Origin of the sequence: Streptomyces justiciae (assembly GCF_015163075.1) — a bacterium.
GTDB classification, from domain to species: Bacteria; Actinomycetota; Actinomycetes; order Streptomycetales; family Streptomycetaceae; genus Streptomyces; species Streptomyces justiciae.
Genome location: NZ_JADDXU010000015.1, coordinates 47,516 through 64,590, shown reverse-complemented (window position 1 = coordinate 64,590; position 17,075 = coordinate 47,516). Strand labels below are relative to the sequence as shown.

Annotated in this window: 16 protein-coding genes; 11 read left to right on the top strand and 5 right to left on the bottom strand. The window is 71.6% G+C overall.

The genetic code is table 11. From position 1 onward, the window contains the following. Positions 1 to 245: 245 nt before the first annotated feature. Both IQ210_RS33955 and IQ210_RS33950 read left to right on the top strand, forming a co-directional pair. Positions 246 to 1,013, top strand: coding sequence for an SDR family NAD(P)-dependent oxidoreductase (locus IQ210_RS33955; RefSeq protein WP_194083027.1), 768 nt, complete (start codon positions 246 to 248; stop codon positions 1,011 to 1,013). Positions 1,014 to 1,039: 26 nt separating this feature from the next. Then, on the top strand, positions 1,040 to 1,441 hold the full coding sequence (locus IQ210_RS33950; protein ID WP_322657389.1) for a MerR family transcriptional regulator: 402 nt from the start codon (positions 1,040 to 1,042) through the stop codon (positions 1,439 to 1,441). Between the two features lie 126 nt (positions 1,442 to 1,567). Here the strand turns inward: IQ210_RS33950 and IQ210_RS33945 are convergent, their stop codons facing one another. Further along, entirely contained in the window at positions 1,568 to 2,104 is a 537-nt protein-coding gene (locus IQ210_RS33945) for a hypothetical protein (protein WP_194083026.1), read from the bottom strand. 242 nt (positions 2,105 to 2,346) lie between these two features. After that, positions 2,347 to 3,849, bottom strand: coding sequence for an MFS transporter (locus IQ210_RS33940; RefSeq protein ID WP_194083025.1), 1,503 nt, complete (start codon positions 3,847 to 3,849; stop codon positions 2,347 to 2,349). A gap of 252 nt (positions 3,850 to 4,101) precedes the next feature. On the opposite strand from IQ210_RS33940, the gene IQ210_RS33935 reads away from it, so the two are divergent. The 3 genes from IQ210_RS33935 to IQ210_RS33925 all read left to right on the top strand — a co-directional run bounded on the left by IQ210_RS33935 (position 4,102) and on the right by IQ210_RS33925 (position 8,503). Continuing rightward, positions 4,102 to 4,725, top strand: coding sequence for a TetR/AcrR family transcriptional regulator (locus IQ210_RS33935; protein ID WP_194083024.1), 624 nt, complete (start codon positions 4,102 to 4,104; stop codon positions 4,723 to 4,725). 162 nt (positions 4,726 to 4,887) lie between these two features. Beyond that, positions 4,888 to 7,179: a glycoside hydrolase family 78 protein gene (locus tag IQ210_RS33930; protein ID WP_194083023.1), complete on the top strand. Its 2,292-nt coding sequence runs from the start codon at positions 4,888 to 4,890 to the stop codon at positions 7,177 to 7,179. 64 nt (positions 7,180 to 7,243) lie between these two features. Then, positions 7,244 to 8,503, top strand: a complete 1,260-nt coding sequence (locus IQ210_RS33925) for a family 1 glycosylhydrolase (protein WP_194083022.1) — start codon at positions 7,244 to 7,246, stop codon at positions 8,501 to 8,503. A gap of 71 nt (positions 8,504 to 8,574) precedes the next feature. On the opposite strand, the gene IQ210_RS33920 is transcribed toward IQ210_RS33925, so the two are convergent. Then, positions 8,575 to 9,207 (bottom strand): TetR/AcrR family transcriptional regulator, encoded by a 633-nt coding sequence (locus tag IQ210_RS33920; protein WP_194083021.1) that lies wholly within the window; start codon positions 9,205 to 9,207, stop codon positions 8,575 to 8,577. A gap of 166 nt (positions 9,208 to 9,373) precedes the next feature. Here IQ210_RS33920 and IQ210_RS33915 point away from each other — a divergent pair, with 166 nt between their 5' ends. Both IQ210_RS33915 and IQ210_RS33910 read left to right on the top strand, forming a co-directional pair. Continuing rightward, positions 9,374 to 10,906 (top strand): MFS transporter, encoded by a 1,533-nt coding sequence (locus IQ210_RS33915; protein WP_194083020.1) that lies wholly within the window; start codon positions 9,374 to 9,376, stop codon positions 10,904 to 10,906. 28 nt (positions 10,907 to 10,934) lie between these two features. Next, on the top strand, positions 10,935 to 13,613 hold the full coding sequence (locus IQ210_RS33910; RefSeq protein ID WP_194083019.1) for a family 78 glycoside hydrolase catalytic domain: 2,679 nt from the start codon (positions 10,935 to 10,937) through the stop codon (positions 13,611 to 13,613). A gap of 37 nt (positions 13,614 to 13,650) precedes the next feature. On the opposite strand, the gene IQ210_RS33905 is transcribed toward IQ210_RS33910, so the two are convergent. Continuing rightward, complete coding sequence (locus tag IQ210_RS33905) at positions 13,651 to 14,094, bottom strand: MarR family winged helix-turn-helix transcriptional regulator (protein WP_194083018.1); 444 nt, start codon at positions 14,092 to 14,094, stop codon at positions 13,651 to 13,653. A 150-nt stretch (positions 14,095 to 14,244) separates the two neighbouring features. On the opposite strand from IQ210_RS33905, the gene IQ210_RS33900 reads away from it, so the two are divergent. Genes IQ210_RS33900 through IQ210_RS33885 form a run of 4 tightly spaced genes read left to right on the top strand, consistent with a single transcriptional unit; the run spans position 14,245 to position 16,167 of the window. After that, positions 14,245 to 14,805: a quercetin 2,3-dioxygenase gene (locus tag IQ210_RS33900; RefSeq protein WP_194083017.1), complete on the top strand. Its 561-nt coding sequence runs from the start codon at positions 14,245 to 14,247 to the stop codon at positions 14,803 to 14,805. Positions 14,806 to 14,810: 5 nt separating this feature from the next. Further along, positions 14,811 to 14,957, top strand: a complete 147-nt coding sequence (locus IQ210_RS33895) for a DUF1427 family protein (RefSeq protein ID WP_194083016.1) — start codon at positions 14,811 to 14,813, stop codon at positions 14,955 to 14,957. Beyond that, positions 14,954 to 15,241, top strand: a complete 288-nt coding sequence (locus IQ210_RS33890; protein ID WP_194083015.1) for a DUF1427 family protein — start codon at positions 14,954 to 14,956, stop codon at positions 15,239 to 15,241. The genes IQ210_RS33895 and IQ210_RS33890 overlap by 4 nt, the downstream gene beginning before the upstream one ends. Before the next feature lie 20 nt (positions 15,242 to 15,261). Beyond that, positions 15,262 to 16,167, top strand: a complete 906-nt coding sequence (locus tag IQ210_RS33885) for an alpha/beta hydrolase (RefSeq protein WP_194083014.1) — start codon at positions 15,262 to 15,264, stop codon at positions 16,165 to 16,167. Between the two features lie 38 nt (positions 16,168 to 16,205). On the opposite strand, the gene IQ210_RS33880 is transcribed toward IQ210_RS33885, so the two are convergent. Beyond that, positions 16,206 to 17,048 (bottom strand): DUF6461 domain-containing protein, encoded by an 843-nt coding sequence (locus IQ210_RS33880; protein ID WP_194083013.1) that lies wholly within the window; start codon positions 17,046 to 17,048, stop codon positions 16,206 to 16,208. Positions 17,049 to 17,075 lie beyond the last annotated feature (27 nt).

Genomic DNA, 17,075 nt, shown 5'->3' with positions numbered 1-17,075 from the left:
CCGCAGATCCGCGCCGAACTCATCGGCCCGGCCGAAATCGCGTCCACGCTTCCCGCAAACACGCTGGAACCGGCATCCCCACGAGTCAGGCGGGGCCGGTGACCGCGTGCCCCCGTGTTGCCGAAGCCGTCCCGTCCGCCCGTCGGGGCGCGAGGTCCTGCGCCACTACGTCCGCGGCACCCACCGGCGCTGACCGCCGTCTGCCAAGCGCTGCTTGACCTTGTCGCTGGCGGCAGGGTTGAACGATGACCGGCATGAACACCATCGCGCCGCACACCAGCAGGATCGTCGCCGTCACCGGAGCCGGCACCGGGATCGGCCGGGCCACCGCCCGTGCCTTCGCCGCCGAGGGCGCCCACGTGGTCGCGATCGGGCGGCGAGTCGAACCGCTCGAAGAGACCGCTGCCGGGGACGCCCGGATCACGCCGCTGGCCGCCGATATCACCGCCGAGGGCGAGCCCCAACGGATTCTTCGGGCCGTACGGGAGACACACGGTCGGCTCGACGTGCTCGTCAACAACGCCGGCATCGTACGCAGCGGCGCCCTGGGCGCGCTGACACCCGAGATGATCGAGAGTCAGCTCGCCACCAACCTCGTCGCTCCCATACTGCTGGCTCAGGCCGCGCTGCCGTTCCTGGAGGCGTCGCGCGGGGTGATCGTCAATGTCAGTACATCGGTGGGACAGCGGGCCTGGCCGGGCAGCTCGGTCTACGCGGCGACGAAGACCGCTCTGGAACTGCTGACCCGCAGCTGGGCGGTCGAACTGGCATCCCGAGGAATCCGGGTGGTGGCAGTCGCGCCCGGCGCGATCGACACCCCCATCGGCGAGCACCAGGGGCTGACGCCGGAGCGGAGGGCCGCGGTGCGGGAGTGGCAGTTGTCGCACACTCCGCTGGCGCGGATCGGCCGCCCCGGGGAGGTGGCCTGGGCGATCACCCAGCTTGCCGCCCCGTCCGCCTCGTTCGTCACCGGAGTGGTGCTCCCGGTCGACGGCGGAGCGGTCGTGGCGTGATAGGAGTGGCCCGGGAGGTGGGGCGGGTGCGGATCGGTGAGCTGGCCAGGTCGACCGGGACGACCGCTCGTGCGCTGCGGCACTACGAGCAGGCCGGGCTGATCTCTTGCGAACGGGCCTTCAACGGCTACCGCGTCTACGACGAGCGGGCCGTGGTGCGCGTCGGCAACATCCGCTACCTGCTGGCTGCCGGGCTGACCCTGGAGGACGTACGAATGTTCCTGCCGTGCCTCGACGGCGATGTGGCCGCGGCACCGCCCTCCGACAAGGGCCTACAGGTCGCACGGGAACGTCTCACGGTCCTCAATGAACGGATCGCCGCCCAGCTTCAGGCCCGCGACCGGCTGGAGACCGCCTTGCAACAGGCAGTCGGTGGCCAAGCGGCGGAATCCAGCGACCATCGCAACACGGTGTCGACGTACAGGTGAACGTGGCCCTGGCGGCGGCAGGAGCTTCTGCCGCGCCGTCCGCAGGCCCAACTTGCCAGGCGGGGCCGCGGCGTGGGCGCAGAGGCCGCCGACAGATGAGTACACCCTGGCGCGAGTACGGCCTCGTCAGTCCTGGGTCGAACCAGACAACGCCTCGGAGATCAGACGGATCGCGAAGTCCCGGTCACCCGTGATCCTGTTGATGTGTTCCGCGAGCAACAGGGCCGTGGCCTCCAGGGCGTTCATCTCGCTCGCGGTCCAGTCTCCGTACTGCCGGCGCCACAGGCTCGGGCTCAGGCCGGTGCCGGCCGCGATGACCAGGCCGGCCATGGTCGGGATGGCCTCGGGGCGGACGCTCTTGGGCATCTGGCGCAGTGACGCCACGAGGCTGGGCACGACGTACTCGATGACGTCCTTGTCCTGGCTCTCGTGGGCCAGTTGAAGCCACCGCATGAACATGTAGATGAGCGTGCACGCGCCGTCGATCAGGTCCCGCGCTCCTCGGGGGCCCAGGGAGGCGGTGAACTGGTCGGTCAGTTGCTGCTGTTCGGGATCGGCGGTGGCTCTCCCGTCGTACACGGATTTGAGCCGGGAGTCGATCATCATGAGAGCCGCACCCACATCGCCGGCCGGGGCATGCTGCGGGTCGCAAGGTGATGACACGGGGTTCCTCCACAACCGTCGACGGCGGCGACTCAGCGTGTTCGTACGGTAGCCCACCGCTCTACGGGCGGTCTGTCGAATCCCGCAGTTGTGGGATCTCGGACCCAAGCCATGACTCATCTCGTCATGGCCGAGCCGGTGGCCACCGCCTCACACAAGCGAGGCCACATGCTCCTGGCATCAGCCGGCATCACCGGATCGCGCGCGCGTCGCCGGACGAGACCCCGGGGCGGAGCGGCTCCTCACGGCACCTGGGGCTCGACGGGGCGGCCGCCCTCGGCGCCGTCGGCACTCTCGCCCTCCGGCTCGCGCAGGCGCGGAATGAACAGCGAGAGCAGCAACGCGGCCACGGTGACCAGTGATCCGAGCCAGAAGATCCAGGTGTACCCCGTGTCGAGATAGAACGCGGTGCCGTCGACGACCGTGCTGTCCGCGGCCAGGATGGCGTACGCGCCGGCGGTGACGAGGGCTCCGAACAGGCTGATGAGCATGTTCAGCATGCCGCTGCCCAGGCCCTGTTCGTCGCGTGAGACGACGCCGACGACGAGCGCCGGGGCGCCCGCGACGACGATGCCCGCGCCGACGTTGGCGATGCAGGAGGTGACGATGAGCTGGAGTTCGGTGCCGTGGTAGACGCCGACGAGGGCGTAGCCGACGGCCATGACGGCCAGGCCCGCGCACCAGATGCGGCGTACGTCGAGATGGCGCAGGGCGCGGCTGATGAGCAGGCCGGTGCCGAACATCACCAGGTTCCAGCTGACGCTGACGACGGCGTTGTGGTGTGCCGTCCAGCCCAGGCCGGCCGAGACGCCGGGGATGTGCGGGTAGAGGGCGAGCAGGATGGCCAGGCCGGGCATCGTGAAGGCGACGGTCTGGGCGAGACCGCCCGCGGTGAGCGCGAGGGCGACGGGGCGGCGGCGCAGCACACTCAGGTCGAGGATGGGGTGGTCGCTGGCGCGTTCCACGAAGAAGAAGGCGATCAGGGCGATGGCGCCGGCCAGGAGCCAGCCCAGGGTCCGGGTGTCCGTCCAGCCCCAGCTCTGCGCCTGGCCGACGGCGTAGACGACGGAGGTCAGGCCGCCGCCGAGGACGAGGCCGCCCAGCCAGTCGAAGCCCGAGTCGGCGGCGTGCCGGGGTGTCTCCGGGACCAGGAACGCGATCAGGGCGCAGGCCACAGCGGTGGCCGCGGCGAGGAACCACAGCACGCCGCGGTAGCCCCAGTGGTCGACGAGCCAGCCGGCGAGGAACGGGGAGAAGAGGGCGACCAGTCCGACGCTGCTGCCCATGATGCCGCTGGCGGGCTTGACCAGCCGGGGCGGGAAGACGTCGCGTACCGCGGCGAAGGACAGGGCGCCGAACGGTCCGTAGCAGCCGGCCACCGCACGGCCGGCGAGCACGAGCCAGAAGCTTCCGGCCAGGGCCGCGAGGGCTTCGCCCAGCGCGCCCAGGGCGGTCATCGCGAGCATGACGCGCTTCTTGCCGTAGAGGTCTCCCAGCTTGATCACGAAGGGGGTGAGCAGCATGGACACCAGCGTCAGGGTCAGGCCGAACCAGGCCACCTGGGTGGTGTGGAAGGCCTGTGCCACGCCGGGGATGGCATTGGCGCCGAGGATGCCGCCGGCGGCCAGCAGCTGGGTCGGCCAGGCGAGCGCCACCAGCAGCAGGACGAGGCGGGGGGTCCACCGCCCGTCCGCGGGGGCCCGGACGGCGCGGTCGACTGAGGGGCTTGATGACATCGGCGTCATGCCAGCCCTCCTTTCACGGAGGTACCGAGGGAGGAGAGAGAAGCGCGGGGGGTGTGCGCGGGAGGAGGGTCGGCGGAACGCACATCTCTCAGGGACGTGTCAGCGCGGCAACCCCGTCATCGCGTGACGTCGATGATGACTCGAACACCTAGTGCTTACTAGGTGTCTGGGTTATGACCCACGTCACACAGCGAGACCACAGGGCGGACAGCGGCCGGCCGACCGTGCGCAGGCCACCGGTACTGTTCTGGCATGGCGACACCCAGGGGGCCGCGCGGCCACTACACGGCGGGCCGGGCGCGGCGGACACAGATCCTGGAAGCGGCCCTGCTGGCCTTCGGCCAGGACGGCTACCGCAAGACCTCGCTGGCCCGCATCGCGCGGGACGCCGGGGTCACCGACGCGGGGCTCCTGCACTACTTCCGGGACAAGCAGCAGCTGCTGCTCGCGGTGGTCGAGTTCTGGCACGAACGCATGGACGTGCGCTGGCAGCGCGTCTCGGACTCCGTACGGGACGCCTTCCGCTGCCACCTGGAGGACACGACCGAGACGCTGACCATGCCGGGCATGGTCGAACTCGCCGTCGTCCTCACCGCCGAGGCCACCGCGCCCGACCACCCCGCCCATGCGCACTTCACCACCTGGCAGGAGAAGGGCGTGGCGGAACTCGCCGACCGGCTGCGCGCCGGGAGCCGCAACGGCGAGCTGCGGGCGGACCTGGACCACGAGGGCATCGCCCGCGAGTGCGCCGCCCTGGACGCGGGGCTCATGCAGCAGTGGCTGGCCGGAGGGCGGTCCTTCGATCTCGTCGCCGTCATGCGCGGTCACCTCGACCGCCTTCTGCGGGCCATTTCCAGCGACGGGCAGGGGCTGTAGGCAGACCCGCGCGCTGACGCCGGGCCCGCAGAGCCCCTGAGTTGACATGCATATGTCACTCAAATAGCGCGTGACGCACGTCACCCACCCGAATACCTAGTAATCACTAAGTGTTCGCCGCATGATCGAGCCTGCTCACCTCCGGCGCTGAGAAAGGCCGCCATGCACCACCACTGGACCGCACACGTCGTCAGCCCCCGACTCGCCACCCCCGCCGAAGGACCCCGCCCGGCCGCACTGCTGCGCGGCGAGTTCACGGCACGGGCGCCCGTGCGGTCGGCCAGGCTCCTGGTCACCGCGCTCGGTGTCTACGAGCTGGAGCTCAACGGCGCCCCGGTCGGCGACCACGTCCTGGCCCCCGGCTGGACGAGCTACCGCCACCGGCACCGCTACCAGTCCTTCGACGTCACCTCCGTGGTCCGCGAGGGCCGCAACGCCTGGGGCGCCCACCTCGCCGACGGCTGGTACCGGGGGCTGCTCGGCTTCAACGGCGGCACCCGGGACATCTACGGGGAGCGCACCGGGCTCCTCGCCGAACTGCTCATCGAGTACGTCGACGGCACCGCCGAGACCGTGACGACCGGGGCCGACTGGCGCTGGAGTCCCGGGCCCGTCCTCACCACCGGGCTGTACGAGGGCGAGGAGTACGACGCCCGCCGTGAGCAGGCCGGCTTCAGCGAGGCCGGCTTCGACGACTCGGCATGGCAGCCGGTCGACCTCCTCGACTTCGACACCGCCGTCCTCTTCCCGGCGGACAGCCCACCGGTGCGCCGCACCGAGCTCATCGCACCCGTCGCCGTGACCACCTCCCCCACCGGCCGCACGGTCCTCGACTTCGGCCAGAACCTCGTCGGACGCCTGCGCATCCGCCCGCGCGGCGCGGCCGGTGACACCATCACCCTCCGCCACGCCGAGGTCCTCCAGGACGGCGACCTGTGCACGCGTCCCCTGCGGCACGCCACCGCCACCGACCGCTACGTCCTGCGCGGCGACCCGGCCGGCGAGGAATGGGAACCCCGTTTCACCTTCCACGGCTTCCGCTACGCCGACGTCGAGGGCTGGCCCGGCGACCTCGATCCCGCCGACGTCACCGCCGTCGTCGTGCACAGCGATCTGCGCCGCACGGGCTGGTTCTCCTGCTCCGACGCCTCGTTGAACCGCCTGCACGAGAACGTGGTGTGGGGTATGCGCGGCAACTTCGTCGACGTACCCACCGACTGTCCGCAGCGCGACGAACGGCTCGGCTGGACCGGCGACGTCCAGGTCTTCGCCCCGACCGCCGCCTTCCTCTACAACGTCCGCGACTTCCTGCGCTCCTGGCTGCGCGACCTCGCCGCCGACCAGAGCGTCGACGAGCACCGCGTGCCCCCGGTGTTCAGCCCCGACATCCCCGTCATCACCCCGGTACCGATCCCGCCCGGCAACCCGCCGATGGCCGGGTGGTGCGACGCCGCTGTCATCGTTCCCTGGGTGCTGTACGAGCGCTACGGCGACACCGACGTACTGCGCGCCCAGTACCCCTCCATGCGGGCCTGGGTCGACGCCGTCGACCGTATCGCCGGACCCGGCAGGGTCTGGGGCGAGGGGTTCCAGTTCGGCGACTGGCTGGACCCGACGGCACCGGCGGACGACCCCGGGCGCGCGATGACCTCCTCCACCCTGGTCGCCACCGCCTACTTCGCGCACGCCGCACGCCTGTTGGCCCGTACCGCGGAGGTCCTGGACGACAAGGCCGAGGCCACACGCCGGCACGCCCTGGCCGACGCGGTCCGCGACGCCTTCCGCGCCCGCTTCCACACCGGCGGCGGACTCCTGTCCGAGGACACACAGACCGCCTACGCCCTCGCGCTGTGCTTCCGCCTCCTGGACGACGAGGCCGAGCGCGCGGCGGCCGGACGCCGACTGGCGGACCTGGTCGCCGAGGGCGGCCATCGCATCGGCACCGGGTTCCTCGGCACTCCCCTGGTCTGCGACGCGCTCACCGATACCGGGCACGTCGACACCGCCTACCGGCTGCTCACCCAACGGGCCTGCCCGTCCTGGCTGTACCAGGTCGACATGGGCGCCACCACCGTGTGGGAGCGCTGGGACAGCATGCTGCCCGACGGCAGCATCAACCCCGGCGAGATGACCTCCTTCAACCACTACGCCCTCGGCGCGGTGGCCGACTGGATGCACCGCACCGTCGCCGGCCTGGCACCCGTCGAGCCCGGCTACCGGCGGCTCCACATCCGCCCCCGTCCCGGCGGCGGGATCACCTGGGCCCGGGCCGAGCACGACACCCCGTACGGCCGGGTCGAGACGTCCTGGCGCGTCGAAGGGGGGTCGCTGCACCTCGACCTCCTCATGCCGCCGCACGTCACCGCGCTGGTCGACCTGCCGGGCGCCGAACACAAGGAAGTCGGCCCCGGGCGACACGCCTTCTTCACCCCGCTGCCGGTCGCCGCGCGCTGACGCCCGCCGACCGGCCGTACCGAACACCCCTTTCACCCACACCTGTTCAGCTCAAGGAACACACATGACACACATCAGCCTGCCCGACACCTTCCTGTGGGGCGTCGCCACCGCGGGACACCAGAACGAGGGCGACAACAGCGCCAGCGACACCTGGTTCCTGGAGCACACCACCCCGTCCCTGTTCCGTGAGCCGAGCGGACCGGCCTGCCGGGGCTACGAGCACTGGGCGGCGGATCTCGACCTGGCCGCCGGGCTCGGTCTCAACGCCTTCCGGTTCTCCGTCGAGTGGGCACGCGTCGAACCCGAGCGCGGAGTCGTCGCCCCGGACGCCCTGGACCACTACGAACGCCGGGTGGACGGCTGCCTGGAGCGGGGACTCGCGCCCCTCGTGACGTTCAATCACTTCACCGCACCGCACTGGTTCGCCGCCGACGGCTCATGGACCTCGGCCGACGCGCCGGCCCGGTTCGCCGAGCAGTGCGACCGTGTCATGGCTCGCTTCGGCGACCGCATCGCGTATGCCGTCACCCTCAACGAGCCCAACCTCGAACAGCTCCTCCAGGCCGGGGCGAAGCTCCCGCCCGAGGCCGAGGCGGTGAAGCTCCAGATGCTGGCAGCCGCGGCACGCGCCGCCGGCAGCGACACCTACGCCAGTGCCAACGTCATCCCGGCCGACCGGCAGGACGAGTTCCAGGCCGCGTTCACCCGCGCCCACCGCGCCGCCCGCGAGGCGATCAAGGCCCGCCGCGGGGACCTTCCCGTGGGCGTCTCCATCGCCATCGCCGACGAGGTGGCCGTTCCCGGCGGCGAGGAACGCCGGGACGCCAAGCGTGCCGCCGTGTACGACCACTGGCTGCGCGAGGCACGCGACGACGACTTCATCGGCGTACAGAACTACGAGCGGATCGTCCACGGCCCGGACGGGGAAGTGACCGTCGAGGGCGAGCTCAACGGGATGGGCACCGTCATCGCACCCGGCTCGCTCGCCGGGGCGGTGCGTTACGCCCACGAGGTGTCACAGGTGCCCGTCCTCGTCACCGAGCACGGCATCCAGACCCCCGACGACGCCCAGCGGGCCGCGTTCGTCCCGGCCGCCGTCGAGGAACTCGCGGCCGAGGTCGGCGCGGGCACGCCCGTCCTGGGCTACTGCCACTGGACACTGCTGGACAACTTCGAGTGGATCTTCGGGTACGACGCCCAGCTCGGCCTGCACACCGTCGACCGCGACACCTTCGAACGCCACCCGAAGCCGAGCGCACAGGCGTACGCGAACGTGGTGCGCAGCCACCGGCAGGCAATTGCCGCGCACTCAGGCAACTGACCCGAGCGCAGCAGGCTCAACGCTGCTCGCTGCGCATTGGCGCCCGCCCGAACCCCTCTGCGGCGAGGCGGTCAGAGCCCCTCGCCGTCGGGCAGGATCGTGCGCGCGATGCGGTCGGCGTGCAGGCGGACCGCGTCGGCGAGGTCCAGCGTGCCGCCGGAGATCACCCATTGCAGCTGGAGGCCGTCGCTGACGGCGATGCACTCGCGCGCCACCGCGGGGCAGTCGGTGTCCGCGCGTACCGAGCCGAGTTCCCTCGCGGCGGCCAGTTTCCCGGCGAGTTCGTCGACGGCGCTCTGGTAGCGCTCCGCGAAGAGCGTGTGGGCCGCGCTCGCGGGGTCGGCGGCCTCCGCCGAGGTCAGGACGAACAGTTCGATGAGGCCGGGCTCGGCGAGGTGGCGTTCGGTGGCCGCCACCATGGCCCGCAGGATGTCGCGCCCGTCGGCGTCGTCGGGGAGCCGGGACCACCACGCGGCCTCGGCGGTGAAGCGATGCTCCATCACGGCCAGCAGCAGGTGCTTCTTGCTGCGGAAGTGGTGCAGCAGGCCCCCCTCGGTGATGCCGACGTCCTCGGCGATGCGGGTGAGCGCGGTGCGCTGGTAGCCCTCGAGGGCGAACCGCTTCGCGGCCGCCTCCACGATTTTCTGCCGTCGGGCGACACCGACCGCGTAACTGCCTCGCCGCCCCTGGGTGCTGCTGGTCATGGGGTTCACCGTAGCCACCTGCCTGCGTGGGAGGGCCGGGCGATGCCCGCCGTGCGGGCTGCTGTGATATGAGTCACTCTCCGAAAACCTAGCGTACTAGGTTTTCGCTTCGCATCATCGGTCGAAACCTCGGCGTGACGATGCGCCGACCTCCCTGGGAGCCTCCATGAGCCTTTCGCAGGACCCGGCGCCGCCGTCCCCGCCCGTCGTCCCCGGTGACCCCGACGCCACCGAGTCCGCGCGGTCCTCCGCCGCATCCGAGCGCTGGAGCGCTGCCGAACTGCGGCGGCTGACCGCGCTGATCTGGCCCGGACAGCTGCTCGTGGTGGCCGGGATCATCGCCGCGAACTCCCAGCCGCAGATCGCGCAGCACTTCCACACCACGCAGATCGCCTGGTTCAGCCTGTCCTTCACCCTGGCCACGATCGTCGCCACGCCGTTCGCGGTCCGCCTGGGCGACATGTACGGCAAGCGCCGGGTGATGATCGTTCTCGCGGCGGCCGGACTGGTCGGCGACCTCGTCACGGTGCTGGCGCCGAACTACCCGGTGATGGTGCTCGGCCGCGCGATCGGCGGCCTCTACGGGCCGGTCGCGGTCCTCGTCCTGGCCGCCGTCCGCGATCTGTTCCCGCCCCGCAAGGTGGCCATGGCGCTGGGTACGGTCGCCGGCTCGGTCGGTGTGCTCAGCATGCTCGCCCCGCTGCTGTCCGGCTGGCTGCTGGACGCCTTCGGCTGGCGGGGCGCCCTGTGGTTCCTGGTCGCCTCGACCGTCGTGGCGATCCTGGCGCTGCTCGCCGTGCCGGAGACGCCGCGGCGCGCGGTGGCCGGCCGGCTCGACCGGGCCGGTGCGCTGCTCCTCGGCGGCGGTCTCGCCCTGGTGGTCTTCGCCGTCGGCCAGGGCCGTGACTGGGGCTGGGCCTCGGCCGGAGTCATCGCCTGCCTGCTCGCCGGGCTGACCGCGCTGGCGGTCTTCGTCACGGTGGAACTGCGGGTGAGCGCCCCGATCCTGGACCTGCGCATGCTGGGGCGCCGCTCGCCGGCCACCGTGCTGCTCGGCTCGTCCGTGCCGCAGGCGGCCTTCTTCGCCTCCCAGGCGATCCTGATCTTCCTGGCGCTCTTCCCGCCGATCCCGCACGTCTCCGACGGTCTGGGCTGGTCGACCACGCACACCGCCGTGATCGGCATCCCCGCCGGACTCCTCACCTTCGCGGCCGGCATCGGCGTCGGCAGGGCCGTACGGACGACGAGTCCGCGCAGTGTCTGGTACGTCGGACTCGGCATCCTCGCCGGCGGACTCGCCCTGGCCGCCTTCTACCACCACGACGCCACCCAGATCGTCCTCACCGGTCTCGTCATGGGCCTGGGCGGCGGCATCCTCATGGCCGGCCAGCAGGCCATGATCGTGTCGGTGGTCTCCGCCGAGGAGCAGGCCGCCGCCAACGGGCTGTCGTCCCTGCTCACCCAGGTCTTCCTTGCGCTGACCAACCAAGCCCTCTACAGCGTCCTCGCGGCGGACTCCACGGTCCTCGACGGCACCGCCTTCTACCACGACACGGCCTTCACCCACGCCTACCTCACCATGGCCGCCGTCGTCGTCCTCGGGCTGCTGATCTCGCTCGCCATCCCCCGGCTCGGCCGCCCGGCGGACAGCGCGGCACACGACCTCCGCACCCCGGCCGCGCCCCTCCCCTCCGCCTGACACCCGTATCCGCCCGAGAGGACCACCCGTGCCCCACACCCGCCCCAGCCATCTGCGCGTCGACCACCTAGACCGGCCCCTGGGCGTCCACACCCTCCGCCCACGCCTGTCGTGGAGACTTCCGCACGATGCCCGCGCGCAACTCGCGTACCGCATCGAGGCCGGCGGCTGGGACACGGGCCGGGTGGACTCCGAGGCGAACACCGGCATTGCCTACGACGGTCCCGAGCCCGGCTCGGCCGTCCGGATCCCCTGGCGGGTCAAGGTGTGGACCGACCTCGGCGAAAGCGCCTGGTCACAGCCGTCCTGGTGGGAGACCGGCCTCCTCGCACCGCATGACTGGCAGGCCCACTGGATCGAACCGGCGGAAGCCGAACCCGCTCCCGCCGGCCACCGCCCCGCCCACCTGTTGCGCCACACCTTCAGCCTCACCAAGCCCGTCCGCCAGGCCCGGCTGTACGCCACCGCCCACGGGGTGTACGAGGCGTTCCTCAACGGCCGGCGCGTCGGGGACATGGAACTCACGCCGGGCTTCACCGCCTACCGCTCCCGCCTCCAGGTGCAGACGTACGACGTCACGGACCTGCTGGTCCATGGCGACAACGCCGTCGGGGCGATCCTGTCCGACGGCTGGTTCCGCGGCCGGCACGGCTTCGCCCGCGAGGCGGACGGCTTCGGCTCCCGCACCGGGCTGCTCGCCCAGCTGACGGTCACTCATCACGACGGCACCACAACCGTGGTGGGCACCGGGCCCGCCTGGCGCAGCGCCCCGGGCGGCATCACTGCCGCCGACCTCATGGACGGTCAGCACACCGATCTGCGGGTCCACGCCCCGCGCTGGGCGGTGGCCGACCACGACGACCGCCATTGGGACAAGGCGCAGGTCGCCGTCGGCGGGCTCTACGACGACTTCACACGCCTGACCGGCCCTCTCGCCCCGCCTGTCCGCCGGGTCGAGGAACTCACACCCCTCGCGGTCACCGCGCCGGCGCCCGGCCGTCATGTGGTGGACCTGGGACAGAACATCAACGGCTGGGTACGGCTGAGCAACCTCGGCCCGGCCGGCACCCGCCTCACCCTCGTCCACGGCGAAGCCCTCGACACCCAGGGTGACGTGACCACCGACAACATCCGCGCGTTCGACTGGGCGACCCGTCGACCGCTGCCCGCCGGACAGATCGACACCGTCGTCTCGGCGGGCCGGCCCGGAGAGGTGTTCGAGCCGCGCCACACCACCCACGGCTTCCGCTACGTCCGCGTCGAGGGCCACCCCGGCCCGCTCACCCCCGACGACGTACGCGGGATCGTCGTCCACACCGACCTGACCCGCACCGGCTGGTTCACCAGCAGCGACGACCGTCTCAACCGGCTCCACGAAGCCGCCGTGTGGAGCCTGCGGGGCAACATGTGCGACGTACCCACGGACTGCCCGCAGCGCGAGCGCGCCGCGTGGACCGGCGACTGGCAGGTCTTCGCACCCACCGCCGCCTACCTGTACGACGTCGCCGGCTTCACCGCCAAGTGGCTGCGCGATCTGGCGGCGGACCAGTGGGCCGACGGCACCGTCCCCAACTTCGCCCCGGACCCCGCCGACGAGCAGGCCCGCCGTGCCTCCGCCGAGGGCGGCATGAACGGCTCGGCCGGCTGGGGCGACGCCGCCGTCATCGTGCCGTGGGAGATGTGGCGGGCCTACGGCGACCTGGACGCCCTGCGCGTCCAATACCCCTCGATGTGCGCCTGGGTCGACTTCGCCGCACACCAGGCCCGCACCCGCCGCCACCCCGACCGGGCGGCCGTACGACATCAAGCGGCCCCGCACGAGGAGCACTTGTGGGACACGGGCTTCCACTTCGGTGAGTGGCTGGAGCCGGGTGTGACCCCGAACCTCGATCCCACGCGTGACCACGGCGCCGTGGCCACCGCCTACCTGCACCGTTCGGCCGACCTGCTCGCCCGTACCGCCGCCCTGCTCGGGCACCCGGCCGACGAGGCCCGCTACCGCCGTATCGCCGAGGGAGCCCGGCTCGCATGGCAGCGGGAGTACCTGGCCGACGACGGCACCGTCACGCCCGACACCCAGGCCACCCTGGTCCGCGCGCTGGCCTTCGGCCTGGTCCCGGCGCCGCTACGGGCCCGCACCGCCGACCGGCTCGCCACCCTGATCCGCGCCGCCGGCACGCATCTGTCCACCGGCTTCCTCAGTACCGGTCTGCTGCTGCCCGTCCTCGCCGAGACAGGCCACCTCGGCCTCGCCTACGACCTGCTGCTCCAGGACACCGCGCCGTCCTGGCTGACCATGATCGACAAGGGGGCGACCACCATCTGGGAGGACTGGGAGGGAACGGACGGCGAGGGCCGTCCCAAGATGTCCTACAACCACTACAGCAAGGGTGCCGTCGTCTCCTTCCTGCACCAGTACGTCGCGGGCATCCGGCTGCCCGCGGCCCCGATGCCGGGCGAAGCCGGGTACCGGCGCTTCGTCATCGCGCCGCAGCCCGGCGGCGGACTCACCTTCGCGAGCGCTCGCCTGGACTCGCCGCACGGGCGCATCGCGAGCGAATGGCGTCTCCACGACGGGCAGTTCACCCTCACGGCCCGGGTCCCTCCGGGCACCGAGGCGGAGATACGTCTTCCGGGAGCCGACGTCGTGACCGCGGGGCCGGGCACGCACACCTACACGATCGACATGTGCCATGAGGACAGCTGACGTGCGGGTATGTGAGGGTGCGCGCGGGGTCCGGACGTCAGGGCGCCTCGACCAGGGGCGGTTCGCCCCAGGGGGTGGCCAGCGCCTGCCGCAACGCGCCGACCGCGTCGGTGCCGATGCGTTCGGCCAGTACGCCTTCGATCACGGCGAGCGCGGCCTGCGCCCGGTGGTGGACGCGGAGCCCCTCACCGGTCGGGCGGATCAGGCGGCTGCGGGCGGAGGCGGGGTCGGGGATCTGCTCCAGCAACCCCATGCCGATCAGTCCGTGCACGGCCTGATGGACGGTCTGCCGGGTGACGCCCATCCGCCGGGCGAGCTCGGAGATCGTGGTGCCCCGCTCGTCCAGGGCGGCGAAGACGGCCGCCTGGGCGACGGTCACCGCCTGCTCCCCCGCGGCTTCCATGCTGGCCAGCAACGCGTCGTCGAACCACCGCTTGGCCTCGGTGAACAGCTGGGGCAGGTTCGGCGCGGGCGTGGTCATGGCTCCTCAACGGGACGGGATGCCGAGCATAGCGACCCGTTGCCCGCAGCCCCGATCCGGCAGAAACCTCTGCGCCGCAGAGGGGTTCCCCAACCACGAATGTCAGGTAGCCTGACATTCATTCTCGCCTCGTCGCACCGGAGGTTTTCCATGACCATGGAGTTCGCCACCCGCTACCGGTCCCGCTCGCGCATCCCCGCCGAGCCGGGCAAGCCCTACTTCATCGAGAAGGGCATGGGCGACCGCGCCCACCTGTTCACCGACCTGGTCACCGTCTACGCCGGCGGCGAGCAGACCGAGAACACCTTCAACTTCTTCACCGTCGAAGGCCCCAAGGGCGACCTCATCCCCGCCCACTCCCACGCCGACACCCACGAGATCTTCTACGTCACCGACGGCGCCGTCCGGCTCTTCGTCGAGGACCTCCAGGGCGAGCAGCAGGAAAAGCTCCTCACCGCCGGCGACTTCGGATTCGTACCGAAGAACTGCCCGCACGCCTACCGCATCGAGCGCCACCACAGCCGGATCGTCGGTGTCGCCGCAGGGCCGGGCAAGACGTTCGAGCGGTTCTTCGAGAGCCTCGGCACACCCACCGAGGAACTGGGCCTGCCGAAGCAGCCGTACATACCCGAGCCGCACAAGTTCGGCACCGTCCCGCACCAGCACGATGTGCGGTTCCTGCCCGACCACCAGTGGCGCACCGGGAACTGACCGCGATGCCGTACGTCCATGCGCTGCTGGCCGGGACCCTGGTCGGCGCCCTGTACGCGGCGCTGCGCGTCAAGGCACCCGCTCCCCCGCCCGTCGCCCTGGCCGGCCTGCTCGGCATCCTGCTCGGGCAGACCGTCCTGGGGAAGCTGTGAGCGGCGCGACCCGCGCTCGCGTGGTCGCGTCCGGCCGACGCGTCCTGATCTCCTTCGCCGCGGGGCTGGCCATGGGCGCCCTCTACTGGATCTGGGACCTGAGAGCACCGGCGCCGGCCCTGCTGGGGCTCACCGGTCTGCTGGGCATCGGCCTCGGCGAGCGCGCGGCAACGGCACTCGGCACACGGATCGCCCTGCACCGCACTCCTCCGCCGCCATCCCGAGCCGATGCCCCCGAGACGGCTCCCGGCTGCACCTGCGTGCAGCCGTCCACACCCCGCTGACCTCGTCCGGAAAGAACCTCATGCCTCTGCCACCCGAGCTCGCCGCCCTGCTCGCCCCGCCCGCCCCCGCCCGACTGCCGCTGCCGCCCGCCGCCCATCCCGCCCCGGGCACACGGCTGTTGCGCGGCGCCGTCTACGCCGCCCCCGACGGCATCCGCCCACTCGAACTGGACCTCTGGCTGCCCGAGTACCCGCACGATCCACTGCCGGTCATCGTCTACATCCACGGCGGCGGCTGGCGGACGGGCACCCGCACGGAGATGGGACCGCGCTTCCGCACCTGGCAGCTCAACCCCTTCGCCCGCCTCGCCCAGGCCGGATTCGCCGTCGCCAGCCTCGACTACCGGCTCACCGGCGAGGCCATCCACCCCGCCCAGTTGGAGGACGTCACCGCCGCCCTGGCCTGGCTCGACGCCCGCGCCGACGAACTCGGCCTGGACACCGGCCGGACCGTCACCTGGGGCGAATCCGCCGGGGCCCATCTGGCCGCCCTGCTGGCTCTCACCGCCCCGGTGCGCGGCTGCGTCGCCTGGTACGGCCCCACCGACCTGACGACACTGCCCACCCAGTCCCGGCCCGGCGCCTACGACGCGGACAGTCCCACGACGCGCGAGGCGCTGCTGATCGGAGCGCCCGTGGCCACGGCTCCCGACCTCGCGCGTGCGGCCAGCCCGGTCACCCATGTCACCGCCGACGCTCCGCCGTTCCTCATCCTGCACGGCACCGACGACTGCCTCATCCCGCTGGCCCAGGGCGAGCAACTCACCGCCGCCCTGCGCGAGGCGGGCGCCCAGGTCGACTTCCGCCCCGTCCCCGGCGCGGACCACGCATGGGCCGGCTTGCCTGACGAGGACGTCGAACGGTGCTTCATCGCGTCGCTGGACTTCGCCCGTTCGGTCACCGCAGGGTCGCCCACGCCTGCCTGATACCAGGGGTGGTCGGAGACCTCGGTCACGCTCGCCGGCTACTCGCCCATCTCGTGCTCCGGACGATCCATGGCCGACGTTTCGTTGTCAGTGATCAGGACCGGCGTGTCTGCCGCCGCCCGGGCGCGGTCCGTCGCCGTCGCGATCTCCTCGTAGGTCCATTCCCGGTACAGGCGCTCCCCGTGGGCGTCGGTGATGTCGATGACCACGCCGGTCCACGCCTCGGCGGGCTGTTCGGGGACGAGTCCCAACTCGTATGCGGCGTCCCGGAGGAGGGATTCCGTAACGCATACGCCGGTGAGTCTCTCGGTCAGAGCGAGGACCGCGGCCTTCCGGTCGACGTCAGGGGCGTTCTCGTCGTCCTGTCCCTCGGAGGTCAGGGGGAAGCCGACTTCCCGCAGCAAGGGGACCAGTTCATCGGGAGAGTTGCCGTCACGCGACGAGGGGACCTCGAACGTCGTACGGAGTTCACCGTCCTCGAACCAGTGGAAGAGGTGGATGGGCTTGCCGCCGTTGGTCGAGTGCGCCACGACCCGGCCGCCCCTCGACAGCGTCTCGACGCACGGCGCCGCGATCCCCAGGCCACCGTCGAAGCCGAGGACGAGTGTCCAGTCGCCGTTCTCGCCCGTAACGCTGAAGGCGCCCGCCACGTAGGACTCGTCCCAGTAGTCGTCATCCAGCTCGGCGCGGTGAGCGTCGTTCGCCTCAAGGAGCCCGGCCGTTCCCTCCCCGGTGCCGCGTGGTTCCGCCTCCATCGCCCGCAGCACCTCACGAGGCGTCCGCCCCCGTATCAGGGTCAGGGTGTATCCGCCCTCCATCATGTGTCGGAAGAGCGGCGAAGTGCGGATCCAGGTGTAGTCGTGCGCGGTCACCGAGTTCATATGGCGCAGTGTGCCCGATGCCTCTGA

Bases quoted from the DNA above. Each gene is read 5' to 3' on its own strand.
- IQ210_RS33915 (WP_194083020.1), top strand. From the start codon at position 9,374: ATGAGCCTTTCGCAGGACCCGGCGCCGCCGTCCCCGCCCGTCGTCCCC.
- IQ210_RS33920 (WP_194083021.1), bottom strand. From the start codon at position 9,207: ATGACCAGCAGCACCCAGGGGCGGCGAGGCAGTTACGCGGTCGGTGTC.
- IQ210_RS33900 (WP_194083017.1), top strand. From the start codon at position 14,245: ATGACCATGGAGTTCGCCACCCGCTACCGGTCCCGCTCGCGCATCCCC.
- IQ210_RS33885 (WP_194083014.1), top strand. From the start codon at position 15,262: ATGCCTCTGCCACCCGAGCTCGCCGCCCTGCTCGCCCCGCCCGCCCCC.
- IQ210_RS33905 (WP_194083018.1), bottom strand. From the start codon at position 14,094: ATGACCACGCCCGCGCCGAACCTGCCCCAGCTGTTCACCGAGGCCAAG.
- IQ210_RS33880 (WP_194083013.1), bottom strand. From the start codon at position 17,048: ATGAACTCGGTGACCGCGCACGACTACACCTGGATCCGCACTTCGCCG.
- IQ210_RS33935 (WP_194083024.1), top strand. From the start codon at position 4,102: ATGGCGACACCCAGGGGGCCGCGCGGCCACTACACGGCGGGCCGGGCG.
- IQ210_RS33895 (WP_194083016.1), top strand. From the start codon at position 14,811: ATGCCGTACGTCCATGCGCTGCTGGCCGGGACCCTGGTCGGCGCCCTG.
- IQ210_RS33925 (WP_194083022.1), top strand. From the start codon at position 7,244: ATGACACACATCAGCCTGCCCGACACCTTCCTGTGGGGCGTCGCCACC.
- IQ210_RS33955 (WP_194083027.1), top strand. From the start codon at position 246: ATGACCGGCATGAACACCATCGCGCCGCACACCAGCAGGATCGTCGCC.
- IQ210_RS33930 (WP_194083023.1), top strand. From the start codon at position 4,888: ATGCACCACCACTGGACCGCACACGTCGTCAGCCCCCGACTCGCCACC.
- IQ210_RS33940 (WP_194083025.1), bottom strand. From the start codon at position 3,849: ATGACGCCGATGTCATCAAGCCCCTCAGTCGACCGCGCCGTCCGGGCC.